The sequence below is a fragment of the Modicisalibacter ilicicola DSM 19980 genome (assembly GCF_900128925.1).
Taxonomy (GTDB): domain Bacteria; phylum Pseudomonadota; class Gammaproteobacteria; order Pseudomonadales; family Halomonadaceae; genus Modicisalibacter; species Modicisalibacter ilicicola.
The window spans coordinates 54,270-79,516 of sequence record NZ_FQUJ01000014.1; the positions used below are offsets into that span (position 1 = coordinate 54,270).

Sequence of the window (25,247 nt, forward strand, 5' to 3'; positions counted from 1 at the left end):
TCAACGGCAAGCGTTCAGCCGTTCGCGCAGCTCCTTGCGGCGGGCCTCGCTCATGAAGGCCGCCTGGATGGCGTTTTCCGCCAGCACCGCGAAGGTTTCCTTCGACCAGCCGAAGGCGTCATGGCAGGCCAGGTAGTTGTCCAGCACGCCTCCGCCGAAATAGGCGGGATCGTCGGAATTCAGGGTCAGCACCAGGCCGGCGTCGAGTAACCGTGGCAGGGGGTGGTCATGCATGCGCTCGACCACCTTGAGGCGCACGTTGGAGAGCGGACAGACCGTCAGCGGCACGCGCTCGTCACGCAGCCGGGCCACCAGTTCGGGGTCCTCCAGGCAGCGCACGCCGTGATCGATACGGCACACCTCCAGCAGGTCCAGCGCCTCGCGGATATAGGCCGGCGGCCCCTCCTCCCCCGCATGCGCCACCCGCGGCAACCCCAGCAGCCTGGCCCGGGCGAACACCTCGACAAACTTGCCGGGCGGATTGCCCTGCTCGGCACTGTCCAGCCCCACCGCATCGAGCAATTCCAGATAGGGGCTCGCCCGCTCGAGCACCTCCATGGCCTCGGCTGCCGATCGATCGCGGAGAAAGCTCATGATCAGGGCCGTGGAAAGCCCCCATTCGCGCTCGGCCTGGCGCATTGCCCGGGTCAGCCCCTCGAACTGCACGCCCAGTTCGATGCCGCGAGCCAGGTGGGCCTGGGGGTCGAAGGAGAGTTCCACGTGCACGACACCTTCCGCCTGGGCGCGGCGAAAGTAGTCCATGGCCAGGTCGAAGAAGTCATCGGCGGTGCGCAGCACCGCCATGCCCTGGTAGTAGAGGTCGAGAAAGGACTGCAGATCGCTGAAGTCGTAGGCGGCGCGCACCTCCTCCACCGACGCGTAGGGCAGTTCGACAGCGTTGCGCGCCGCCAGTGCGAACATCAATTCCGGTTCTAGCGAGCCCTCGATATGCAGATGCAGTTCGACCTTGGGCAGTGTCGTCAACCACGCTTTCATCCTGGCCTCCCTTGCTTGTCGCCGTTCAGTGGCCGCGACCGTCGGCGAGCCGCCCGTCGCGCAGCCACAACCGGCGGGTCACGCCGGGTAAATGCGCCTCGTCATGGGCAAGATACAGCACCGTGCGCCCCGCTAGCCAGGGGTCCAGGCGCGCGGCGATGCGTTCGGCGGTCGCCTCGTCGACGCCCGAGAAGGGTTCATCGAGCATCACCAGATCCGTATCGGCGAGAATCACCCTTGCCAGTGCCACCCGGCGTGCCTGACCACCGGAGAGCTGCCGCCCGGATTCGCCGACCCAGGTCTCGAGCCCCCTAGGCAATTCTCGGGCCCAGTCGGCCAGGTCCACCAACTCGAGTGCCTGCCAGAGTGCCTCGTCGGTGGCATCAGAACGACCGAGACGCAGGTTCGCCGCCAGGCTGTCGTGGAACAGTTCGGTGTGCTGGGTGAGGTAGCCGACTCGTGAACGCAACGCCCCGAGGGCCAGGGTGCGCACATCCCGATCATTCACCCTGACCTGGCCACGACTCGGGTCGATCAGCCTGACGATCAGCTGGGCGACGCTGGACTTGCCGGCACCGGAGGCGCCCAGCAGCGCGACACGCTGGCCGGCATGCAGCGTGAACGACACCTCCTCGAGGGCCGGCGCGAGGTTGCCGGCACCCGGCACCGAGTAATCCAGGATGACCCCCTGCAAGGCCACCTCCAGGGCACCCGGGGCAGGCACGGTTGCGTCCGAGGTCTCCGGGAGGTTGCCTCGGCTGGCCGCCAGGTCATTCAGGCGACGTGCCGACGCCCGGGTCGCGCCCAGATGAGTGAAGGCGCCGGGCAGCACGGCCAGCGCCTCGTTCATCGCCAGCACCGCCAGGGGCATCAGCACCATCGAGGGTCCGGAGAGCTCGCCCTCGATGTAGGCATGGGCGCCCAGCCACAGCGCCAGCAGCGCCGCAAGGCTCACCCCTGCCCCCGCCAGCGCACTGCCCAGCGCCTGACGGCGCCCCAGGCGGCGTTGATCGTCGTAGAGTCGCTGCTCGATATCGTGCAACGTCCGACGATGGACCGACAGCGTGCGATAGCAGCTCAGCTCGGCCAGGCCCTCGATCTGCTCGATGGTCCGCGAGCGCAGGCGGTCGAGGGTGGCGACCCGGCGCCGGCTCGCCGCCATGCCCAGGCCGGCCTGCCCGACCACCAGCCACGCCCAGACCAGCAGCAGGAGCCCCCCGACACTCAAGCCGATGCCGGGCACCAGGATGCCCAACAGCCCCCCGATCCCGGCAATGGCGAGCAGTGCCACCAGCGGCGGGGCCAGCAGACGCAGATAGAGGCTGTCCAGGGTGTCGATGTCCGCGGTCAGTCGGTTGAGCCACTCCGAGGCGCGCAGTCGTCCGAGCGTGCGACCATCGAGGCGCGTCAGCACGGCGAACAGGCTCGCCCGCAGATCGGCGAGCAGGCGCAGTACCGTGTCATGGTTGTACAGGCGCTCGACATAGCGGGAGACGGTGCGTGCGATGGCGAAGAAGCGTATCCCGGCGCCAGGCCGATAGATATCGACGCTGGCCGAGACGCCGGCGGCAAGCAAGGCGCCGGCAATGGCCGTGGTGGTGATGAACCAGCCCGACAGTGCCAACAGGCCGATGGCGGCCGCCACGGTCGACACCATCAGCAGCGCCCCCAGCCACAAGCGCCGCTGGCGATGGCTCAGCTGGCGCAGCCAGGGTCGGAAATCGTCGTTCAGTGTCGTTTCGTCACGGCGTTGCATCATGACTCCGGGCGGTGCGCTCACCGAGCATGCCGCGTTCGATCGACAGCACGCGATCCGCCAGGGCGATCAAGGCAGGGTGATGGGTAGCCACCACCAGGGTGCGCCCCCGGGCCTTCAAGTCTCGCAAGGAGGCCACGATCTGGGCCTCGCTCGCCTCATCGAGGTTCGCGGTCGGTTCGTCGAGCAGTACCAGCGGCGCCTCGGAGAGGAACACCCGGCCCAGCGCCAGACGCTGGGCCTGGCCACCGGACACCCCCAGGCCGCGCTCGCCCAGGGGGGTCGCCAGGCCTTCGGGCAGCGTGGCGAGCAGGCCATCCAGGCCGACCCGGGACAGCGCCGCGCCCAGCTGTTCGTCGCTGGCCTCCGGGGCCGCCAGTCGCAGGTTGTCCGCCAGGCTTCCCTGCACCAGCCAAGGGCGCTGGTCCATCCAGGCGATCGGTGCGGCAGGTACGACCTCCACCCGGCCCTGCTCGGCGTGCGCGAATCCCGCCAGCAGTCGCAGCAACGTCGACTTGCCGGCACCGGAGGGTCCCACCACCGCGAGGCACTGCCCCGGCTCGAGAGCCAGGCTCAAGGGGCCCAGGACGCCTTCCCGCCCCGGATACGCCACGCTCGCCTCGCTCAGTCGAATGCGGGCCCCGGGGGTATCGAAGGCGCCCGGCATGGGCCACCCTTCTCTTTCAGTGCCATCGGGAACGGGGCGATTGAGCAGCGTTACCAGACCGTCCGCGGCCCCCAGGGCGGCGGCCCGATCGTGATAGTGCTGGGCCAGGGTACGCAGGGGCTGGAAGAATTCCGGCGCCAGCAACAGGATGAGCAGACCGCTGAACAGGGTCAGCTCGTCCGCCGGACCGAATCGAATGTAGCCCAGCAGACCGAAGCCGATGTAGATGGCGATCATGGCGATGGCCACGGAGGCGAAGAACTCCAGCACCGCCGAGGAGAGAAAGGCCAGTCGCAGGGTGCGCATGCTGCGACGACGATAGTCGTCGGCGGCGACAAAGACCTCCTCGACGCTGCGCTCGGCCCGATTGAACAACTGCAGCGTCGTCAGGCCACGCACCCGGTCGAGGAAATGGCCCGCCAGCCGCGTCACGGCGACGAACTGCTCGCGATTGAGTCGCTCGGCCCCCATGCCCACCAGGGCCATGAACAGCGGAATCAACGGCGCCGCGAGCAGCAGCAGAACCCCTGCCAGCCAGTCGAGCCATAGCACCACGCCAAGCAGGACCAGGGGCAGTGCCATGACCAGGCGCAATTGCGGCAGGAAGCGCGCAAAGTAGCCATCCAGTGCCTCGACCTGCTCGACGAGCTGCCCCCCCAGGCCGGCAGGGTGGCGATCGCTCAGGCCTGTCGGCCCCAGGGCGGCCAAGTGATCGAGCAGCATCGCCCTGACCCGCCGGCGCACACGCCAGCTGGCTTCCACGCCGGCGCTCTCCTGGCCCCATTGAGCGAGGGCGCGCAGGACGATCACCCCCGCCAGGGCGCCAAAGGCGGTGGTCAGGGTGCCCGGTGGTGCCTCGCCATCGATCAACCGGCTGACGACCCAGGCCAGCAGGGCCATCTGCAGCAAGGTCATGAGCCCCGCCAGCACCCCCAGCACGGATGACAGCCACAGCCAGCCACGTATTTCGCGTGCCTGAAGGTGCAGCCAGGCGCGCGGGGTCAACTCATCCTCTGCCGCAGGCGTGGGTGGCATCGGTGCCTCAGGGAATTGCTGGATAAATTGCCGAACGGAATGAAGCGGGCGTCGCTACGTCGCACGGCACACAGAAGGCGAGACATAACATGGGGTTAGGCGATATCTTCGAGTACCGCGCAACGCAGCGATTCGTCCGTGCAGGCATTTATACGGTGATTCCTCATTGATAACCCTCGCCGGGACGAACCTTCCCCCGGAACACCCAGTAGGCCCAGCCGGTGTAGCCCAGGATGACCGGCAGGACGATCAGGGTGCCGACCAGCAGGAAGAGCTGCGACCCCGGCGCCGCCGCCGCGTCCCACAGGGTGTAGTCCGGCGGCACGACATAGGGCCAGCGGCTGACCAGCAGCCCCAGGTAGGTGAACAGGAACATGCTCATGGTGGCGAAGAATGGCAGCCGCGCCCGGTTGGCCCGAATCGACAGGACGAGCACCAGGGCGCTGGCCACGGCCAGTGCCGGCAGCACCCAGATCACCTGGATGTGACTGAACCAGCGGTCCCACACGCTGGCATTGACGTAGGGCGTCCACAGGCTGACCAGCGCGAACACACCCAGCACCACCCACAGCAGCTTGGGCGCCAGGCGGTAGGCCCACTCCTGAACATGGCCCTCGGTCTTCATGATGATCCAAGTAGCGCCCAGCAGCGCGAAGCCACACATCATGCCCAGACCGGTCATGATGCTGAAGGGCGTCAACCAGTCCAGGGCGCCGCCGGTGAAGACCCGGTCCTGGGTCTCGAAGCCCTGGATATAGGCCCCCACCACGGCGCCCTGGGCGAAGGCCACGACCATCGAGCCGCCGGCAAAGGCGACATTCCACCACTTGCGCGAACGCTTTGCCTTGAAGCGGAACTCGAAGGCGATGCCGCGGAAGATGAGACCGGCGAGCATCAGAAAGACGCCGATGTACAGGGCCGGCAGCAGGATCGAGTAAACCAGCGGGAAGGCCCCCAGTAAACCGGCGCCACCGAGCACCAGCCAGGTCTCGTTGCCGTCCCAGATCGGCGCGCCGGTATTCATCATGACGTCGCGCGCCTCCTCGTCCGGCGCGAAGGGAAACAGGATGCCGAGCCCGAGAATGAAGCCATCCATCAGCACGTACATGATGATGCTGAAGGCGATGACGATCGCCCAGATGACCGACAGATCGAAGGTCTCCATGCCTCAACTCCTTGCCGTTGCGGTGTCATCGTCGAAGGCGACATGGGAGGCGGACATCGGTCGCATGGGCCGCTCGATCTCGTCGAGATCCCGCTCTTCGTCCCCCATTCCCTTGCGAATCACCCGGGTGAGGTAATAGACACCGGAAACGAACACCACCGCATACACCGCCACGTAGCCGATCAGGGTGAACAACGCCATGCCCCCGGTCAGCGACGGCGTGAGGCCCTCGGCCTGGGTCATCATGCCGTAGACCACCCAGGGCGCGCGCCCGGTCTCGGTGACGATCCAGCCGGCCAGCACGGCGACGAAGGGCGCCACGCTCATCAGGCGCAAACCCTGGAGAAAGTAGCGGCTGGTATAGATCCGGCCACCGCGACGCAGTACCAGCCCCGCCACGGCGAAGGCGATCATCAGGAACCCCAGCCCCACCATGATGCGAAAGCCGAAGAAGGTGAACCAGACCGGGGGTTGCTCGTCCCGCGGCACCTCCTTGAGGCCCATGATTTCCCCGTTGGGGTCGTGGGTCAGGATCAGGCTCGCCAGCTTGGGAATGCTGACCTCGAAGTGATTGGTCTGATTCTCCTGGTCGGGGATGGCGAACAGCGCCAGGGGGGCGCCCCTCTCGGTTTCCCAGATGGCCTCGATGGCAGCGATCTTGGCCGGCTGGTGCTCCAGGGTGTTGACGCCATGGAAGTCCCCCACCACCGCCTGAGCCGGCGCGGCGATCAGCAACATCCACAGCGACATCGACAAGGCCTTGCGATTGGCCTCGATCTCGTGCCCGCGCAGCAGATACCAGGCGCTCACCCCGGCCACCACGAAGCCACCGGCCAAAAAGGACGCCAGCCCCATGTGCAGGAAGCGGTACGGGAAGGAGGGATTGAAGATCGCTTCCAGCCAGGAAGTGACGTGGAAGGTGCCATCGCGCAGCTCGACCCCGGCCGGGGTGTGCATCCAGCTGTTGGTGGAGAGAATCCAGAACGACGAGATGAAGGTTCCCACCGCCACCATGATGGCGGCGAACAGATGGACCGCCGGCGACACGCGGCCGCGCCCGAACAGCAGTACGCCGAGAAACCCTGCCTCCAGGAAGAAGGCGGTGAGCACCTCGTAACTGAGCATCGGGCCGAGGAAGTTGGCCGTCGCCTGGGAGAAGTTGCTCCAGTTGGTGCCGAACTGGAACGACATGACGATGCCCGAGACCACCCCCATGCCGAATACCACGGCAAAGACCTTGGCCCAGAACTCCGCCAGGCGCTCCCAGGCCGTGTTGCCCGTCTTGACGAACAGGCCATACAGCAGCGCCAGGTAGGAGGCCAGGCCGATGGTGAACACGGGAAATATCGCGTGAAACGCGACGACGAAGGCGAACTGTATACGCGAGAGAAACAGGGGATCCAGTTCCATGGCGACTCCTTGAGACCATCCTAGACATCAGGGGTGCACGAAACATGCATGCCAAGGGTGTGACACCGAGTGCGAAAAAATACGCCGTGCTCCCGGTGTGTCGTGTTGCCGCAGGACGACCCTCCCGGTCGTCAGCGCATCACACCGGAAGAAGCAGTCGAACTTCAGCCAGCCCTAATCTGCACTATGGTATAGACCAGATAGCTCGTATACGCGATGTATACCGCCAACAGCGCCCCCCCCTCGAAACGGTTGATGCGTCCCTGGCCCCGCCAGCCGATGGCGAACACAGCCATGGCCAGGGTCATGCCTGCCATGACGACCCAATCCCGGGAAAGCACTTCGCTGCCCGCGTCGATCGGCGCGATCACCCCCGCCAGGCCGACGACACCCAGCGTATTGAAGAGATTGGAGCCCACGACGTTGCCCAGCACCAGGTCGTGCTCGTTCTTGCGAAGGGCACTGATCGACGAGGCGAGTTCGGGCAACGAGGTCCCGATGGCGACCACCGTCAGGCCGATGATCAGATCGCTGACCCCGAACGCCTCGGCGATATAAACGGCTCCCCACACCAGCAGTCTCGAACTGGCGATCAGCACGATCAGTCCCACCAGCGTCCAGGTCACGCTGGCCTTGAACGTCATGGTCTCCTCGGCGATGCTCTCGGCGCTGTTCAGGCCCAGGGCGTCATCGCCGTTGCCGCTGGCACGCCAGATGCTCAAGCCGAGAACCACCGCCAGGAGCAGCAACAGCAGGCCAGCATCCAGCCGGGCGATATCGCCGTCGAGCAACAGCCAGGCGGAAAACAGCGTCACCAGACACAGCAGCGGCAACTCCTGCTTGACGACCTGGGAATGCACCGTCAGCGGGCTGAGCAATGCCACGGCCCCCAGGATGAGGCCGATGTTGGCGATGTTGGAGCCGTAACCGTTGCCCAATGCCAATCCCGGGTTGCCCTGACCGGCGGCCAGGGCCGACACCATGAGTTCGGGTGCCGAGGTGCCGAAACCGATCACCAGCATGCCGATGAGCAGGGTCGACACCCCCAGGTGGCGCGCCGTCACGGCGGCACCATCGACGAACTTGTCGGCACTCCAGACCAGCAGAATCAAGCCTGCCACGATAGCGGCGGTGGCTAATAGCACGTGTCCATCTCCTTGTTGACGGTAGGCGATTGCGGTGTCGGGCGCCTCGATCGGCGCGCCCGCGAATCATGCCCGACTCGACGCAGACACGCCAGCCGGCATGTGCTTGTCTCGGGGCCGCGACGCCTGGATGGCCGCCCGGGACAGGGGGCATCGTACAGAACGCTGTTCGAACCGCCTCCCATTGAGGTTACACTGACCAGGCACCACCCAATGACGGCTCTGAGACAAGGACACGCCAACCGGTGAGCGAGAGTGTGACGCCGACGCCGATGTCGGCAGAGCGGGAATCGACAGCGCGCCCCCGCGGCGTGCAGACTCCGGGCACACGACGGCGCCTGCGCGCCTGTCACGAGTGCGACTGGGTCTCGGCGCTGCCGGCGCTGTCGCCCGGCGAGAGCGCTCGCTGTCCGCGCTGCGGCCATGTGCTGGCACAACGCCACCATCATCCCGCGGAGCGCAGCCTGGCCCTGGCCATCGCCACCTTGATTGCCCTGGCCATCGCCGCGTCCTTCGAGTTCGTCAGTTTCGAGATCAGCGGCGTCAGCAACCGTATCGAACTGCTCGACACCGCGACCAGCCTGATCGGTTTCGACGAATTGCTGGTGGCCATCTGCGAGATATTGACCATCGCCGTGCTTCCGGCGCTCTATCTTCTGGGGGTGGTGTGGCTGAACTTCGGTCTGCTGCAGCGCGCCCCCCTTCCCGCCAGCCGGGGCATCGCCCGCGCCCTGTCACACATGCACCCCTGGATGATGGCCGACGTCTTCGTCATTGGCGCCCTGGTGAGCCTGATCAAGGTGGCCAGTCTGGCGGAGGTTTCCCTGGGCATTGCATTCTGGGCCTTCTGTGCCTTTGCGCTACTGCTGTTGCTGACGACCCAATCCCTCGACACCGACTGGATGTGGTTCTCTCTCGCCGGCGAACCCCTGGCCCCGGAAGGCAGCAGGACCGGCGCCCCTGCGGCGCAGCAGGGGTTGAGCGGGTGCCCGACCTGCGGCCTGGTCAATCGCATCGACGCGCGGGGGCGTGGTCATTGCCGACGTTGCGGCGAACCGTTGCACGACCGCCTGCCGCACAGCCTGCAGCGGACCTGGGCTCTGCTGTTCGCCGCGGCACTGTTGTACATACCGGCCAATCTTTACCCGATCATGACCACCACCTATCTGGGCGACAGTGACCCTTCGACCATTATCGGCGGCGTGATCGAACTTTGGGAGGCAGGCTCCATCCCCGTGGCCATGGTGATCTTCATCGCCAGCATCCTGGTGCCGGTAGGCAAGCTCGTCGCCCTTTCCTGGCTATGCATCATCGCCAGGCGGGGCACCGGGCATCATCCCGACACGCGCACCCGACTCTATCGACTGACCGAATTCATCGGTCGCTGGTCGATGGTCGACATCTTCGTCGTCTCGATTCTCGTTGCCCTGATCCGCGCCGAGGCGCTGATGTCGATCACCCCCGGGCCGGCGGCCCTGGCGTTCGCCAGCGTGGTGATCCTGACCATGCTGGCCGCCATCACCTTCGACCCACGCCTGCTGTGGCAACCGTCCTCGACCGCCAAGGAACTCTCCCATGCCTGAAGCGCATCGCGCCAAGCGCGGCAGACAGTCTCGCCTATCGCCCATCTGGATCGTTCCCCTGGTGGCGGTGGTGATCGGGCTCTGGCTGGTCTACGACAACTATTCGCGCCGGGGTCCCGAGGTCATTCTCGAGATGCCCAACGCCGAGGGCATCGAGGCGGGCAAGACCCTCATCAAGACCCGCAACGTCCAGGTGGGCCGCGTCGAGAGCGTGAAGCTCTCCGAGGATCTCACCCATACGCTGGTCACCGCGCGCATGAGCCAGGACGTGGACCGCATGCTCAACGAGGAAAGCCGTTTCTGGGTGGTCAAGCCGCGCATCGGTCGTGAAGGCATCAGCGGCCTGAACACCGTGCTTTCGGGGGCCTACATCCAGTTGCAGCCCGGCGACAGCGAGGAGAGCCAGTATCGCTTCAAGGTGCTCGAACATCCGCCGGTGGCGCCCCCCGGCGCGGAAGGCATCCGTATCAACCTGATAAGCGAGATCGGCAGCTCGCTGCGGGTGGGCGACCCGGTCACCTACCAGGGCCTGACCGTGGGGCGCGTCGAGGATGCCGAGTTCGACCCCGAGGAGCGACAGATGGATCATCGCCTGTTCATCGAGTCCCCCTACGACGATCTGATTACCGAGAGCACCCGTTTCTGGACCGCCTCGGGCATCGACCTGGGTCTGGATTCCGAAGGCTTTCGAGTCAACATCGAGTCGATCGAGACCCTGATCGGCGGCGGTGTGACCTTCGCCGTTCCCAAGGACCTGCCCATGGGTGCCAAGGCGAGTGCCGGCGATACCTACGAGCTGTTCCCCAACGAAGAGAGTGCCGTGCAGGGCACCTTCACCCGCAACCTGGAATACGTGCTGCTGGTGGATGACACGGTACGCGGCCTGGCCAAGGGATCGCCGGTGGAGTACCGCGGCGTGCGGGTAGGCACCGTGACCAACGTACCCTGGCACTTCAGCGCTCCCCAACCCGAGACGCGCCAGCGCTTCGCCATCCCGGTACTGATTCGCATCGAACCTCAGCGCCTGATCGACAAGGAAGAAGAGATCGATCTGGACGAGTGGCGCGCACGCTTCGACCGCATGTTCGGCTTCGGCATGCGAGCGACCCTGAAGGCGGGCAACCTGCTGACAGGGGCGCTGTTCGTCGACCTCAATTTCCAGGAAGAGGTGGCGGACTATCAGCCGGAAACCTTCGACGGCAAGCCGGTGTTTCCCACGACCTCCGGTGGCTTCGCGCAGATCGAGCAGAAGGTCTCCAATCTGCTCGACAAGCTCAACGCGCTGGAGATCGAGCCGATCCTGGGCAAGCTCGATCGCAACCTGGCCACCACCGAGAAGACATTCGAGGAAGTACGTGCGGCCACCGAATCGTTCAGGTCGTTGCTCGAGGACCCCAAGACCCGGGAGATTCCGGCCAACCTCAATGCATCCCTGCGCGAGTTGCGCCAGACTATGAAAGGCTTGTCCCCCGACTCGCCGGTCTACAAGGAATTGACGAAGACCCTGCAGAGCATGGAAAAACTGGTCCGAGACCTGCAACCGGTTGCCGAGACGCTTCGCGATCAGCCCAATGCCCTGATCTTCGATCGTAGCGGTGGGCCCGATCCCATACCCCGGGCACCCGATCGATGAGGACCTTCGCGTATTTTCGGACCCACTGCCAGGGAGGACCCATGAGACCGATACGCCTATTGCTCGCGCCGGCACTGGTGCTATGGCTGGCGGGCTGTGCCACCGGCTCGTCCTCGACCGAGCGCTACACCCTGCCAGCCGGGAGCCTCGACGCCGACGCCAGGCGCGTCGAGACGAGCGAGACGTCGCCGCAGCATACCCTGATCGTGGACAGCGTGGAGCTGGCAAGCTTCCTGGAAAGTCAGGGCATCATCCTGCAAAGCGATGACATCCGTCTTCGCGAGGCCAGCTCGCATCTCTGGGCCGAGGCGCTGAACCGTCAGCTCGACCGCGGCCTGCGCCAGCGCCTCGCCAACCGACTTCCCGACACCCGTGTGCTCGGCGGCGGCACCAGCGCCGACGCCCTGCACCTGAGGGTCAACGTCGATGAGTTCCAGGGACGTTACGACGGGGTGGCCGTGGCCAGCGGCCGCTGGCAGTTGCATGACGCCGAGGGGGAATTGCTGGCATTCGAATCCTTCGGTGTCACCGAGGCGCTGGACAGCGACGGCTACCCCGCGCTGGTCCGGGCACTGGGACGCAGCTGGGACAAGGTGGCCAGCAATATCGCCGCGGCGATCCAGGCCAAGCGCTGAGCACCAGCGGGCATCTGCGCCGACCAGTGCATCGAGCGCCTTTTTCTGTCATCATGAGTCGCGCGGCTTTTAGTCCCTCTGTCGCGCTCCTTTCCGTCGTTTTCCAATTTTCACGCATTGGCCCGGGACGCACGCCTTGTCATGGCGAGCGGCGAGTGCGTTTGACCCGGAGTTTGCATGAGCTTTTCCGAACTTGGCCTGCGCGCCGAACTGTTGCGTGCGGTCGAAGAACAGGGCTATACCACCCCGACCCCGATCCAGCGCCAGGCGATCCCTGCCGTGCTCAAGGGCGGCGACCTGCTGGCCAGCGCCCAGACCGGCACCGGCAAGACCGCCGGCTTCACCCTGCCCCTGCTGCAACGCCTGGCCGAGGGCCCACGACCGCAACCGAAACAGATTCGCGCCCTGGTGCTGACGCCGACTCGCGAGCTGGCGGCTCAGGTCGGCGACAATGTCGCCGGCTATGGTCGCCATCTCAAGCTGCGCTCCCACGTGATCTTCGGTGGCGTGGGTCAACAGCCGCAAGTCGATGCCATTCGTCCCGGCCTGGATATCCTCGTCGCCACACCCGGACGACTGCTCGATCTGCATCAGCAGCGCCACGTGGATCTCTCCAGGGTCGAGACGCTGGTGCTCGACGAAGCCGACCGCATGCTCGACATGGGCTTCATCCACGACATCAAGAAACTGCTGCGGCTTCTCCCCGAGAAGCGCCAGAACCTGCTGTTCTCGGCGACGTTCTCCGACGAGATCCAGCAGCTGGCGAACAAACTGCTGGATCGCCCTACCCTCATCGAGGTCGCTCGGCGCAACACCACCGCCGAGAGCGTCGACCAGGCGATCTACCGGGTCGACCGCGAGAAGAAGCGTGACTTGCTGGCCCACCTGATCAAGCGGCACCAGTGGTATCAGGTACTGGTCTTCACCCGCACCAAGCACGGCGCCAACCGTCTCGCCGAGCAGCTCGGCAAGCAGGACATCCCGGCCATGGCGATTCATGGCAACAAGAGCCAGTCGGCGCGTACCCGTGCCCTCTCGGCATTCAAGGATGGCAGCCTGCAGGTGCTGGTGGCGACGGATATCGCGGCGCGTGGGCTGGATATCAGCGAACTGCCCCATGTGGTCAATTTCGAGCTGCCCAACGTGGCCGAGGACTACGTGCACCGCATCGGTCGTACCGGACGCGCCGGCAGCGAAGGTCAGGCGGTCTCGCTGGTCTGTGTCGATGAACATGCTCTCTTGCGCAACATCGAACGCATGATCAAGCGCGACTTGCCAAAGCACGTCGAGCCCGGCTTCGAACCCGACCCCAACGCCAAGCCCGAACCCATCGAGAATGGCCGGGGAGGCAAGCGCGGCAGCAATCGCGGCAATGGTGGAAACGCTGCGAGGAATCGCCCCGACGCCCGTTCGCGCAACACATCGACTCGACAGGATGGCGACAAGGTCGATCGCGCTCGCCGGCGCCGGCCGCAGCGCAGCCGCCAGGCATGATGCCCAGGGCGTGAACGACCCCAGACACGCAGCCCGCACGCGGGCTGCGTTTTTTTATGTCCCGAGTAAAACTGCCAAGCCTTGCTCCCGAGGCATGAGCACCACTCCGTTATTGATAATTGTTTGCATCGGTGGCATGGTGAGCTCCTTTTCGACCACACCGCTACGGGAGACCCAGCGTGGAAAGGATTCGCTTTCGCGGCCTTCTCGGCATCATGCTCGGATGGTTGATCATGAACGGCGCTCACGCTCAGGAAGCGTCAGGCGAGGCCTCGGGACAGTCGCGGCCCAGCCACGCCGAACAACAGGCCAGGCTCGATGCCGCCGACGACGAGACCCGCGAATCGCTGGCCGAACTGCGCCGGCTCGAGGGCAACGCACGACGGCTGAGCGCCTACAACGACGAACTGGAACGCATGGTCCGGCATCAGGCCGACCTGCTCGAGCGACGAAAGACCACTCTCGCCGCCGAAAGCGTGACCGACGAGACCCTGCCTCCCCTGTTACGCGACATGGTGAATCGTCTGGATACCTGGGTCGCCGGGGACATGCCGTTCCTGCGTGAGGAACGCCAGGCCCGGGTCGCCAGTCTCGAGCAGATGCTGGTGAACCCCGAGCTCGACAAGGCCGAACGGCTGGATCGCATCCTCTCGGCGTGGCGCGCCGAGCTGGAGTACGGACGCGAACTCGACGCCTGGCGCGGCATGCTCGACGAGAACCGCGAGGTCGATTTCCTGCGCCTGGGCCGGGTCGGGCTCTACTACCTGACCCCGGACGGTCGCCAGGGGGGTGTATGGCGAGATACCCAGGCCGAATGGCAACCCCTGGGCGAGGATGCACGCCGCGACGTGCAGCGTGGTCTGCGCATCGCCCAGGAACAGCGTGCCCCCGAACTGCTGACACTCCCTGTTTCTCAACCGCTGACGGATGCCGACGGCGACGAGGAATCCCCATGATAGGAAGACACCTTCTCCTGCGCGGGTGCCTGGCCGCGCTTTGGCTTGCGTCTCCGCTCGCTTTCGCCCAATCGGTCGAGCCGGCGCCCTCCTTCGGCGCCGAACGCGAAGCCACCGCCGCGAAGGACGTGGTGCGCCTGGCCACGCTTGCCGACGATCCCGAAGCCCTGAACGCCGCCCTCGAATCAGCCCGCCAGCGCCTTTCCGACGCCCGTGACCGGCGCGAGAACCTGGAGGAGCGCCATGCCGACCAGCGCAGCCGTCTCGAGGAGCTTGCGACCCGCCAGGAAGCGCAGCGAAGCGAGGATCTGGATGCAGTGACAGGCGTGCTCGAGGAACACATCGGGACGTTGCGTGATGACCTGGCCGATAGCTGGCTGACCCTGGGCGATCTCGGCCTCCCCGAGAGAGCCGATGCGCAAGAACCACTGACCCCGCAACGCCTGGAAACGGTGGCCGACACGCTGATGGCCCTGACCCGCGAATCCGGACGCATCTCCCGTCTCAGCGTTCCGGTGGCCGGCGTCGGCGGCGAGGTGACGAATCGGGAACTGATACGTCTGGGCGACATGATGGCGTTCAGCGACGGCCACTGGCTACGCCAGGAAAGTGGCGACATGCCTCCGGCGATGATCGGGCACACGCCCGACAAGGCGCAGCAAGCCCTGAGCGCCTTCGCCCGTGGCGAGCAGGGAGCGCTGACGCTCGACCCGACCCGGGGAACATTGATCGATGCCATGGCCCAGCAGCCGTCGCTGCTCGATCGGTTCCACCAGGGCGGCGCCGTGGGCTACGTGGTGGTGGCCCTGGGTGGGCTGGGCCTGCTGGTGGCGCTCGTTCAATACCTCTATCTGCTGATCGTCACCCTGCGCCTGCGGCGCCAGCTCGGGCAACTGGATCGATTGCGGCGGGACAACCCGCTGGGTCGCGTGCTCGGCAAGTTCCAGGCACTGCATCCCGGGCTCGCGCCCGAAGCGCTGGAAGCCCGGCTCGATGAAGCGCTGCTCGCCGAGTATCCGCGGCTCGAGCGTGGCCAGCCACTGGTCAAGCTGCTGGCTGCCGTCGCGCCCCTGCTGGGGCTCTTGGGCACGGTGACCGGCATGATCGTCACCTTCCAGGCAATCACGGTGTTCGGCACCGGCGATCCTCAATTGATGGCCGGCGGCATCAGCCAGGCACTGGTCACCACGGTGCTGGGCCTGATCACCGCGGTGCCTTTGCTGTTCGCGCACACTGCCCTCGCCAGCCGTAGCCGTGGGCTCACCGGGGTGCTGGAGGGTCAGGCGAGCGCCTTCCTGGCCGAGCATCTCGAGACGCGCCCGTCCCACGACACTCGCCATGAGGTTCAACATGCCTCGTCCCTGGCTTGAGGCTCCCCTGGTCTGGCTCGAGCCGCTTCCCCGATTGTTCGAGGCAGGCGGTGCGGTGCTGGTGGCCATCGCCGGCGTGGCCATCGTGCTGTTCTCGTTGGCACTGGAACGCTGGTGGTACTTCCGCGTGGCCTGGCGTCGACAGCGCCATGCATTGGTGCAGTGCTGGCTGAAACGGGAAGATCACTTGAGCTGGAGCGCCCTGACCTTGCGCGAGACATGGACCCGGGAGCTGATCGCCCGACTGCGCCGCCCCCTGCCCTGGATGAAGCTGCTGGTTGCGCTCTGCCCCCTGCTCGGCCTGCTGGGCACCGTGACCGGGATGATCGCCGTCTTCGACGGCCTGGCCGTCAGCGAGACCAGCCAGGCCAGGGCGATGGCCGATGGCGTGGCCAGGGCGACACTGCCCACCCTGGCCGGCATGGCCGTGGCGGTGGCAGGACTCTTGTTCACCAGCCGGCTGGAACACGTCATCCGGCGCGAGGACCAGCGGTTGCACGATCGCATGGCACGCATCTCGGAGGTTCCCCATGCGTAGACGCCGTCTGCAGGCCAACAGCGACGAAACCAGCGAGGTCAACCTGACCCCCATGCTGGATGTGGTCTTCATCATGCTGATCTTCTTCATCGTCACCACCAGCTTCATCAAGGAGAGCGGCGTGGAGATCGAACGTCCCGAGTCGAGCGCCGCCAGCCCGCGACCGGACGCCCAGGTCATGGTGGCCCTGACGCCCGAGGGTGCCGTGTGGGTCGATGGCCAGCCGGTGGATGCCCACCGCGTGGGTGCCGAGGTGGCCGAGCTGGTCAGCGACGATGGCGGTGTGGTGATCCAGGCGGATCGTGCCTCGACCACGGGCCTGCTGATCGAGGTGATGGACCGGCTGCGCGAGGCTGGCGTGGAGGACATCGCCGTGGCCGCTACCCGGAGTGGATCGTGATTCGAGCACCGCTATCGCTCCTGGGCGGCGTGACCCTGGCACTGGGACTCTTCTGGTTGCTGGCAATGCTGGTGGTGCCGCCGGAAGCGCCGGTCGAGATACGGGAAATGGCCATGCCACTTGGCGTCAGCGATATGCCCCAGACAGCGGCCCCGGCAGCGGCCCCCAGCGCCCCCTCGACAGCGCCGCTGCCGGCGCCGCCCCTCCAGACACCGCCGAGGCTTTCGACACCGGAACCCGCGCCGGCACCCGATGCCGAACTGAGCGTGCCCGAGCAGACGCCACCCGAGCCCACACCGGAACCTGCACCGGAGCCAGAACCCGCACCGAAACCGGAACCAGCACCCTCGCCGACACCGCAGCCCCCGCCCGAGCCCGAGCCTGAGCCCGAGCCCGAACCGGCCCGAGAGCCTCCCTCCCCCCGGGCGAGCCCCGAGGCAGCGCCATCGGCCTATGATGCGCTGGCAAACAGTGCTCCGTCCTCCAGCGGCGGTAGCCAGTCGGACCCGGCGCCTCGGGACGTGGGCCAGGCAACGCCGGTCAGCCAGGTGCCGCCGGAATACCCGGCCCGGGCCCAGCGGCGAAACATAGAAGGTCATGTGGTTCTGACCTTCCTGATTCGACCCGATGGGAGTGTCGATCGCTCTTCCATCCAGGTGACCGAGGCCCAGCCGCGCAACGTCTTTGCCCGGGCTGCCAAGCAGGCAATAGCGAAATGGCGGTTCGAGTCGACCGGCGAGACCCGACGCGCCCGCCAGCGTCTGGAATTTCGCTTGAGGTAGTGGTACCCACTGTTAGGAGTTCTGCATGTTCGAAGTCGATACCGCCAGCTTCCTGATCGGCGACAAGTGCCTGTTGCGCCCCGTCGACCTCGAGTTCGTCGAGGGCCGGGTCTACGGGCTAATCGGCCATAATGGTTCCGGCAAGTCGACCCTGCTCAAGCTGCTCGCTCGTCAACAACCCGTCAGTCACGGCGAGATCCGTCTCGATGGTCGCCCTCTCGCGAATTGGGGAAGTCGCGAGTTTGCTCGCCAGGTGGCCTACCTGGCGCAGCACCTGCCCGCTGCAGACACCCTTACCGCCCGTGAACTGATCGGCTTCGGCCGCTACCCGTGGCATGGCCTGCTGGGGCGCCTGGGCAGCGAGGACCATGCCCAGATCGAGCGTGCCATCGCCCTGACTCATACCGAGGCCTTCGCCGAGCGTCTGGTCGATACCCTTTCCGGCGGCGAACGCCAGCGCGTCTGGCTGGCCATGCTGCTGGCCCAGGGCAGTCGCTTCCTGCTCCTCGACGAGCCCCTGGCGGCGCTGGACATCGCCCACCAGGTCGACGTGCTGGCGCTGGTCCGCAAACTCTGTCGCGAGCTGGGACTGGGCGTGATCATCGTGCTGCACGACGTCAACATGGCGGCCCGCTACTGCGATCACCTGGTTGCCCTGCATGGCGGTCGGCTACTGGCCCAGGGTCCACCCGGCGAACTGATGGACTCCACCACGCTGGAAGCCATCTACGGCATCCCCATGCAGGTAATGACGCATCCCGGGGGCGAGCACTCCATCGCCGTGATCCACTGACTCCGTCATTCCACCGATCGCCATCCTATATGCATTTCAGAACTCATCCGCCTCGCCGGCGCAAACACCTGCCCACGCCGTCGCTGAGAGGCTGGCTGTCGGTAACGATCATCGCCGTGCTGCTGGTGCTTGCCTCGCCCCTGCGCGCCGCCACCGAGGTAGCCACCCTCGACTGGACACTGGCCGAGACATTGATGGCCCTGGAGGTCACTCCCCAGGGCGTGGCTCAGGTAGAGGCCTATCACGACTGGGTGGGCTCGCCCGCGTTGCCGGACAGCGTGGCCGATCTCGGCCTGCGTAGCCAGCCCAACCTGGAACTGCTGGCAAGCCTCGACCCCGACCGTATCCTGATCACCCCCATGTTCGCCGCCCTCGAGCCTCGACTGTCGAGGATTGCTCCGGTCACCTCGATCGGCATCTACATGACGGATGGCGAGCGCTGGTCGGGGCTGGTCGAGGCGACTCGCGAGGTGGCTGCCCTGGTCGACCGCCCCGAGGCCGGCGAACGGCTGATAGAGCGCACCGAGACCGCTCTGGCGCGGGTACGAAGGCACCTGCCGGCATCCACATCACCCCTGCTGCTGGTGCAGTTCATGGACGCACGCCATGTTCGCGTGTTCGGCGCGAACAGCCTCTATCAGGCGGTGCTGGAGCACCTGGGACTCGTCAACGCCTGGCAGGGCACCACCAACCGCTGGGGTTTCTCGCTGGTCGGACTGGAAGCCCTGGCGACACTCGATGCGCGACTGGTGGTCATCGAGCCCCTGCCCGTGGGGGTACGGGAGCAACTGGACGAAAACGGCCTCTGGCGGAGCCTGCGTGCCGTTCGTCAGCAGCGGGTGACCTATCTGCCGCCGGTCTGGAGCTTCGGTGCTCTGCCCTCCGCACGACGCTTTGCCGAGACGTTGGTCGCGGCGCTGACGGAGGAGCGCGTGGCGTCGTCCGGCGGCCTTCATGGCGAGGGCATTGCCGATGACTGATCTGACCTCCCGCCTGAATCCAGGGCGAGCCTGCGGAGTGCTGGGCTTGTTCACACTGGTGCTCGTCTGGTTGGCACTGGATAGCCAGCCTGCTTTCGTCGATGCTCTGAGCGCGCTATTCGCACCGTCGGAAGGTGATATCGAGCAGCTGGTGGCTCACTACAGTTGGTGGCCAAGGCTGAGCATCGCCTTGCTCGCCGGCGGCGGCCTGGCCCTGGCGGGGGTGCTGATGCAACAGGTGCTGCGCAACCCGCTGGCGGCACCTACGACCCTGGGCGTGGCCAGCGGCGCCAACCTGGCGCTGCTGGCCACGACACTGCTGGCCCCCGGCCTGCTGGCCTACGGTCGCGAATGGGTTGCGCTGCTCGGGGGCGGGCTGGCCATGGGACTGGTATTCCTCCTCGCCTGGCGGCGTGGGCTCGCACCGATGATCGTGGTACTCGCGGGCCTGGTGATCAACCTTTACTGCGGGGCGCTGGGTACGGTGCTGCTGCTGTTTCACCAGGAAGAGCTCAAGGGGCTGCTGATCTGGGGCGCCGGCTCGCTCGCTCAGAACAACTGGGACGGGGTCATGTTCCTGGGGCCGCGTCTGGCATTGGGCGCATTGCTCGCCGTGCTGCTGCTCAAGCCGCTGGCGGTGCTCGAACTCGATGATGACCAGGCCCGCGGGTTGGGCGTGTCCCTCAAGTACCTGCGCCTGGCAAGCCTCGCGCTCGCGGTATTCGTCACCGCCTGCGTGGTCAGCGTGGTCGGGGTGATCGGTTTCATCGGACTCGCCGCCCCCGCCATCGTGCGCCTGCTGGGCGCCCGGCGACTGGGTGAGCGGCTGCTCTGGGCCACGCTGCTCGGTGCGCTGCTGCTCACCGCCACCGACCTGCTGTTGCAGCGCTTCTCCTCGGCCCTGCCGACATTGATTCCCACTGGCGCGACCACCGCTGCCCTGGGTGCGCCGCTTCTGCTGTGGCTGATCCCTCGACTCAAGCTGGGAGGCTCCCGGCCGACGACCGGCATCGGCCGAACCCGGCCCGCGGGGCGACGTCTGGCCGCCGGCCTGGCCTTGGCGCTGCCGCTGGCCATGATCGTTGCGCTCCATCTCGGCCAGGCGAGTGACGGCTGGCACTGGCTTTCGCCTTTTGGCAACAATACGCCGCTGGAGTGGCGCCTGCCGCGCATGCTCGCCGCCGGCGGCGCGGGGGTCATGCTGGCCCTGGCCGGTACGCTGATCCAGCGCATCACCGGCAACCCCATGGCCAGTCCCGAGGTGCTGGGCATCAGCGGCGGCACCGCCATCGCGCTGATCCTGGCGCTCTTTCTGCTGCCGGGCGCCGGACAGCTGACACTGATCGGCATCGGCACCCTGGGGGCACTGATCACCCTGGCTGTGCTTGTCCTGCTCAACTGGCGCAGCGGCTTTCTCCCCGAGCGGCTGCTGCTCTGTGGCGTGGCGATTACCGCCTTGTTCGATGCCGTCCGAAGCGTCGTGCTTGCCGGCGGCGATCCGCGTGGTCAGCAGATCATCGCCTGGATGTCAGGCTCGACCTATTACGTCGACCTGCCCACGGCGCTGATCGTCGCCGGTCTCGCCATCCTGCTGGCCTGGGGCGCCCGCTACTTCTCCCGCTGGCTCGACCTGCTGCCCCTGGGCACGCCCACCGCCAGTGCCCTGGGGGTCGGCATCCTGCGATCGCGCCTGGTATTGCTGGGGGCGGTTGCCCTGCTCACTGCCTGCGCCACCCTGGTGGTCGGCCCCTTGAGCTTCGTCGGCCTGCTGGCGCCGCACATGGCGAGGCTGGTGGGCTTCACCCGGGCCCGCGCCCATCTGATCGGCGCGGCGCTGATCGGCGCCTTGTTGATGATCGTCGCCGACTGGCTGGGCCGTCAGTTGCTGTTTCCTGACGAGATTCCCGCCGGCCTGGTCGCGTCGCTGCTTGGGGGGGCTTATTTCATGTGGGGGCTGCGCAGGCTGTAAGCGCAGCGTTCTGAGCCCCTCAATATTAATGCGAATATTTATCATTGATATTTATTTCCGCACTGATACCATCCTGTTCCGAAACCTTTCCCGACTTCGTAACACCAACAAGGAACAAACAGGATGAAGATACGCCTGACCGTCGGTTTGGCCATGGCGGCAAGTTCAGCCAGCGTGGGCTTGCATGCCCAGGACGCTCGAGACGCCGGGAGCGCTCAAGACACCCAGGACACCATGGTGGTCGTCGGTTCGCGGACCCCGACGCAGATCAGCCAGATTCCCGGCGCGGTGTGGGTCGTCGACAAGGAGCAGCTGCGGGATCAGATCGATACCGGCGCGGATCTCAAGACCGCCCTGGGTCGCCTGGTGCCCGGTCTCGACCTGGCGCCCCAGGGCCGTACCAACTATGGCCAGAACCTGCGCGGGCGCAGCGCCCAGGTACTGATCGACGGCGTATCGCTCAACAGCTCCCGTGGGCTGTCGCGGCAGTTCGACTCCATCGATCCCTTCAACATCGAGCGCGTCGAGGTGCTTTCCGGCGCCAGCAGCCTCTACGGCGGCGGCGCCACCGGCGGCATCATCAACATCGTCACCAGGAAAAGCCGGTCCGGAGGCCCCGACTGGCGCACCGAGGCCGGTGTCACCAGCGGCTTCAACGACAGCGACGACCTGGACAAGCGTATCGCCCAATCCGTCAGCGGTGGCAGTGATCGCCTGCGGGCCTATCTCGGCGTGGCCTACGAAGACAACGGCCGTCACTACGATGCCAACGGTGACGAGATCTTCCCCGACCTCGCCCAGACCGACCTGCAGGACAATCGCAGCATCGACGTGCTGGGCAAGCTGACCTTCGATCTGGATGCGGATCAAACCCTGGAGCTGACCACGCAACTCTATCGTTCGGGATACGAAGGAGATCGCGGCGTCTACTTTCCCAACCTGGAGGCGGCAGAGCCCAATCTGGAAGATGCCGAGATCAGAAATGGCTATCGCTCCGACCGCGACCCGGCGACAGACCGCACGATGGCCAACCTGCAGTACCACCATGCGAACCTGCTGGGACAGAACTTCTATCTGCAGGCCTATCATCGCGAGGAGGAAGCCAGCTTCCAGGCCTTCCCCTATCCGGTGGCGGAGGGCAGCGAGTTTCGCGCCTCCAAGCAGAACACCGACCTGAGTGGTGCCAAGGCACTGTTCGACGCCGAATTGACCGACACGATCGATCTGACCTATGGCCTGGACGTGGATCGTGAACGCTTCGATGCCAGCCAGATGTACTTTGACAAAGGGCTCAGCGATGCCAGCGGCGGCCTGGTGCAGGAAGAAGCCAGCATCGAGCCGCGCTACCCCGGCTATCAGGTCGATGGCATCTCCGGTTTCGCCCAGGGCGACTGGCAGGTGACCGAAGGCCTCAAGCTGTCCGCCGGCGTGCGTCGTCAGCACATGGACGTCGAGATCGATGACTTCCAGGGCATCCCCGGTGGCGAGAACGACTACGATGCCACCCTGGTCAACGCCGGGGCCCTCTACGATTTCGGCAACGGCCACCAGAACTGGCTGCAGTTCAGTCAGGGCTTCGAGCTGCCCGACCCGGCCAAGTATTACGGCAAGAGCCCGGAGGTCAGTGTCAGCGAGAACCCGCTCGATGCGATCAAGACCGACCAGGTGGAACTCGGCTGGCGCTACAACGGCGCCGACTGGTCGACCCAGGCCGCCATCTACTACGCCTGGTCCGACAAGGCCATCGAGAATGACGAGAATCTGAACGTCAGCGTGATTGATCAGAAGAAGCGCGACTACGGCTTCGAGGGCGCTGCCACCCGCTACTTCGACAACGGTTTCGAGGCCGGCGGCACCTTGCACCTGGTGCGCTCCGAGCAGGAGAACGAAGAAGGTGATTGGGAGAAACGTGACGCGCGCTATGCCTCACTCTCCTCGGCCACCGCCTTCGTCGGCTGGTCGGATTTCGAGCGCTCGGCGCGACTGCAAGCCAACCATGCCTTCGACCTGGAAGACGACGAGGATCGCGAGATCGACGGCTATACCACCCTGGATCTGGCGCTGAGCCAGCAGACGGGCTTCGGCAAGCTGAGCCTCGGCGTGCAGAACCTGCTGAACAAGGAGTATTCCACCGTATGGGGACAGCGCGCGGCGATGTTCTACTCGCCCTACTACGGGCCGGAATATCTCTACGACTATCAGGGTCGTGGTCGTACCTATAGCCTGAGCTGGTCCATGGACTACTGAGAGGGTGTCTACAAAATGCCTGCACTCGGCAATACAACGTTGAAATTGGCCTCAAAATGCTCATTTACCCCGCGTAAACTGCGCTTTTTCGTTCAATTTCGCCTTGTCTTGCCTTCGTTCGCCTGTTTTGTAAACACCCTCTGAGGAATTACTGAAATACGCTGAAGCCGAGGGGAGATGCCGAAGATGGCCCAGGACAATAGCCAGCGCGAATCGGCCAAGACGCTTGCGCAGTGCTATACCGGGCCCTTCGCCGCGGCCGACCCTCCGGCCATGACGATCTCGCCGCCGTCGGAAGCCATTCCGGCGGCGGAACTGCTCGATCCTCACGCACTGGCGCAGCTGCTGGGGCGGTTCGGCAAGGGGTATGCCGAGCAGGACATCCGCGGGGTCGCGAGCCAGTGGTCCAAGTGGTATTTCGCAGCCGTTCTGGTGCCGGCGCTGCTTGCCGATCTTCTGCTGCGCCGTGAGTTGCCCCTGGCGCTCGAGCGCTTGTTCCTGTTGCTGACCGATGACGGCCGGGTCGAGCGCCTGTGCCTGGGCGACACGGGTCGATCGTTGCCCGGTGCGGTGGGCGGGCAGCGCTTCATCGCGCTGCTCGATGACAACCTGGCCCCGCTCATCGAGGCCCTATCGATGCTCTCCGGCGCCTCGCCCCGGGTCTTCTGGAGCAACGCCGGCAATGTCTTCGAAAACATCCTGAATCAGCTGGAGCAGCATCCCGACGCCGATCCCGGCGCTACGGAACCAGCCCGTCACCTGCTCGAACGATCATGCCTGACGGACGGCAGGCGCAATCCCCTGTATCGACCGGTGCGCTACGTCACCCAGCCGGACGGCACTACCAGTCGCCAACGCCGCCTGTGCTGCATTCGCTACCTGATCCCCGAGCTCGACTACTGCGGCAACTGCCCGCTGACTCACCGCCCCGCAAGGGTGTGCAGAAGCGGGCGTTGATGGCGACCCTTACGCTGCCGCCAGCTTGCCCCTCAGGCGTGCCACCGCCTGGCTGTGCAACTGGCATACCCGGGATTCACTGACGCCCAGTACCGCACCGATCTCCTTGAGGTTGAGCTCTTCCTGGTAATAGAGACCCAGCAACAGCTTCTCGCGCTCGGGCAGGCGCTCGATCGCCGCGACCAGGCGGTCGCGCTGCTCGCTGCTGACCAGGGCGTCGAAGGGCGATTTCGGGGCTCCAGGGCCGCCGTCCGGCTCTTCACCATCGAGAAACACGTCATCGTAGCCGATTAGATGCCCACCGTTGGTATCAGCCAGGCGCTGGCGGTACTCTTCCATGCTCAGCGACAGGGCTTCGGCAATCTCCCGCTCTTCCGCCGGCCGGCCGAGTTCCTGTTCCAGACGGCGCAGGGTCTCGTCGATTTCTCGGGCGTTGCGGCGCACGCTGCGCGGTACCCAGTCGCGGCTGCGCAGTTCGTCGATCATCGCGCCGCGGATGCGCTGGCTGGCATAGGTGGTGAAGCTGGCCCCCTGGCAGGCATCGTCGCGATTCAGGCAGTCCAGCAGCCCTACCATGCCTGCCTGGATCAGATCGTCGAGCTCGACACTGGCCGGGAGCTTGACCTGCAGCGACAGCGCCTGCCGCCGCACGATGGGTAGATACTGATCGAGTACTGCGCGTTGGTCGATTTTGCCTTGTGCCGTATACATCCCACATGCCTCGAACTGTCGAAGG

Annotated in this window: 21 protein-coding genes; 14 read left to right on the forward strand and 7 right to left on the reverse strand. The window is 65.8% G+C overall.

Annotation, left to right across the window (positions count from 1 at the left end; genetic code table 11):
* The 6 genes from BUA41_RS14715 to BUA41_RS14740 form a co-directional block, all read right to left on the reverse strand.
* A complete protein-coding gene (locus BUA41_RS14715; RefSeq protein WP_072824215.1) occupies window positions 1-996 on the reverse strand; it encodes an adenosine deaminase in 996 nt (331 codons plus the stop codon).
* Between the two features lie 25 nt (window positions 997-1,021).
* The gene (gene cydC, locus BUA41_RS14720) at window positions 1,022-2,752 is read right to left on the reverse strand and encodes a thiol reductant ABC exporter subunit CydC (RefSeq protein WP_072824217.1); all 1,731 of its coding nucleotides are present in this window, start codon (window positions 2,750-2,752) and stop codon (window positions 1,022-1,024) included.
* Window positions 2,739-4,454 carry a thiol reductant ABC exporter subunit CydD gene (cydD, locus tag BUA41_RS14725; RefSeq protein WP_072824219.1) on the reverse strand — a complete coding sequence of 572 codons (1,716 nt, stop codon included), beginning with the start codon at window positions 4,452-4,454 and terminating at the stop codon, window positions 2,739-2,741. The genes cydC and cydD overlap by 14 nt, the downstream gene beginning before the upstream one ends.
* Before the next feature lie 163 nt (window positions 4,455-4,617).
* The gene (gene cydB / locus BUA41_RS14730; RefSeq protein ID WP_072824221.1) at window positions 4,618-5,619 is read right to left on the reverse strand and encodes a cytochrome d ubiquinol oxidase subunit II; all 1,002 of its coding nucleotides are present in this window, start codon (window positions 5,617-5,619) and stop codon (window positions 4,618-4,620) included.
* 3 nt (window positions 5,620-5,622) lie between these two features.
* Window positions 5,623-7,029, reverse strand: coding sequence for a cytochrome ubiquinol oxidase subunit I (locus BUA41_RS14735; RefSeq protein ID WP_072824223.1), 1,407 nt, complete (start codon window positions 7,027-7,029; stop codon window positions 5,623-5,625).
* Window positions 7,030-7,193: 164 nt separating this feature from the next.
* On the reverse strand, window positions 7,194-8,174 hold the full coding sequence (locus BUA41_RS14740) for a calcium/sodium antiporter (protein WP_072824225.1): 981 nt from the start codon (window positions 8,172-8,174) through the stop codon (window positions 7,194-7,196).
* A 272-nt stretch (window positions 8,175-8,446) separates the two neighbouring features.
* On the opposite strand from BUA41_RS14740, the gene BUA41_RS14745 reads away from it, so the two are divergent.
* The 14 genes from BUA41_RS14745 (at window position 8,447) to fhuF (ending at window position 24,511) form a co-directional block, all read left to right on the forward strand.
* Complete coding sequence (locus BUA41_RS14745; protein WP_072824297.1) at window positions 8,447-9,757, forward strand: paraquat-inducible protein A; 1,311 nt, start codon at window positions 8,447-8,449, stop codon at window positions 9,755-9,757.
* Window positions 9,750-11,390, forward strand: coding sequence for an intermembrane transport protein PqiB (gene pqiB / locus BUA41_RS14750; RefSeq protein WP_072824227.1), 1,641 nt, complete (start codon window positions 9,750-9,752; stop codon window positions 11,388-11,390). The genes BUA41_RS14745 and pqiB overlap by 8 nt, the downstream gene beginning before the upstream one ends.
* Before the next feature lie 41 nt (window positions 11,391-11,431).
* Window positions 11,432-12,025: a PqiC family protein gene (locus tag BUA41_RS14755; RefSeq protein ID WP_072824229.1), complete on the forward strand. Its 594-nt coding sequence runs from the start codon at window positions 11,432-11,434 to the stop codon at window positions 12,023-12,025.
* A gap of 177 nt (window positions 12,026-12,202) precedes the next feature.
* Window positions 12,203-13,519 carry a DEAD/DEAH box helicase gene (locus BUA41_RS14760; RefSeq protein ID WP_072824231.1) on the forward strand — a complete coding sequence of 439 codons (1,317 nt, stop codon included), beginning with the start codon at window positions 12,203-12,205 and terminating at the stop codon, window positions 13,517-13,519.
* A 179-nt stretch (window positions 13,520-13,698) separates the two neighbouring features.
* Window positions 13,699-14,475 (forward strand): DUF3450 domain-containing protein, encoded by a 777-nt coding sequence (locus BUA41_RS14765; RefSeq protein WP_245791931.1) that lies wholly within the window; start codon window positions 13,699-13,701, stop codon window positions 14,473-14,475.
* The gene (locus BUA41_RS14770; RefSeq protein ID WP_072824233.1) at window positions 14,472-15,845 is read left to right on the forward strand and encodes a MotA/TolQ/ExbB proton channel family protein; all 1,374 of its coding nucleotides are present in this window, start codon (window positions 14,472-14,474) and stop codon (window positions 15,843-15,845) included. The genes BUA41_RS14765 and BUA41_RS14770 overlap by 4 nt, the downstream gene beginning before the upstream one ends.
* Window positions 15,826-16,383, forward strand: coding sequence for a MotA/TolQ/ExbB proton channel family protein (locus tag BUA41_RS14775; protein WP_072824235.1), 558 nt, complete (start codon window positions 15,826-15,828; stop codon window positions 16,381-16,383). Before BUA41_RS14770 ends, BUA41_RS14775 begins: the two co-directional genes overlap by 20 nt.
* Entirely contained in the window at window positions 16,376-16,783 is a 408-nt protein-coding gene (locus BUA41_RS14780; protein ID WP_072824237.1) for an ExbD/TolR family protein, read from the forward strand. Before BUA41_RS14775 ends, BUA41_RS14780 begins: the two co-directional genes overlap by 8 nt.
* Window positions 16,780-17,565: an energy transducer TonB gene (locus BUA41_RS14785; RefSeq protein WP_072824239.1), complete on the forward strand. Its 786-nt coding sequence runs from the start codon at window positions 16,780-16,782 to the stop codon at window positions 17,563-17,565. Before BUA41_RS14780 ends, BUA41_RS14785 begins: the two co-directional genes overlap by 4 nt.
* A gap of 25 nt (window positions 17,566-17,590) precedes the next feature.
* Window positions 17,591-18,358: an ATP-binding cassette domain-containing protein gene (locus tag BUA41_RS14790; RefSeq protein WP_072824241.1), complete on the forward strand. Its 768-nt coding sequence runs from the start codon at window positions 17,591-17,593 to the stop codon at window positions 18,356-18,358.
* A gap of 29 nt (window positions 18,359-18,387) precedes the next feature.
* Window positions 18,388-19,338: an ABC transporter substrate-binding protein gene (locus BUA41_RS14795; protein ID WP_084671651.1), complete on the forward strand. Its 951-nt coding sequence runs from the start codon at window positions 18,388-18,390 to the stop codon at window positions 19,336-19,338.
* Window positions 19,331-21,307, forward strand: a complete 1,977-nt coding sequence (gene fhuB / locus BUA41_RS14800; RefSeq protein ID WP_084671666.1) for a Fe(3+)-hydroxamate ABC transporter permease FhuB — start codon at window positions 19,331-19,333, stop codon at window positions 21,305-21,307. Before BUA41_RS14795 ends, fhuB begins: the two co-directional genes overlap by 8 nt.
* Window positions 21,308-21,430: 123 nt before the next feature.
* Window positions 21,431-23,554: a TonB-dependent receptor gene (locus tag BUA41_RS14805; RefSeq protein ID WP_072824245.1), complete on the forward strand. Its 2,124-nt coding sequence runs from the start codon at window positions 21,431-21,433 to the stop codon at window positions 23,552-23,554.
* A 186-nt stretch (window positions 23,555-23,740) separates the two neighbouring features.
* Complete coding sequence (gene fhuF / locus BUA41_RS14810) at window positions 23,741-24,511, forward strand: siderophore-iron reductase FhuF (protein ID WP_072824303.1); 771 nt, start codon at window positions 23,741-23,743, stop codon at window positions 24,509-24,511.
* A 9-nt stretch (window positions 24,512-24,520) separates the two neighbouring features.
* On the opposite strand, the gene BUA41_RS14815 is transcribed toward fhuF, so the two are convergent.
* Window positions 24,521-25,222, reverse strand: a complete 702-nt coding sequence (locus BUA41_RS14815) for an RNA polymerase sigma factor FliA (RefSeq protein WP_072824247.1) — start codon at window positions 25,220-25,222, stop codon at window positions 24,521-24,523.
* Window positions 25,223-25,247: the final 25 nt, after the last annotated feature.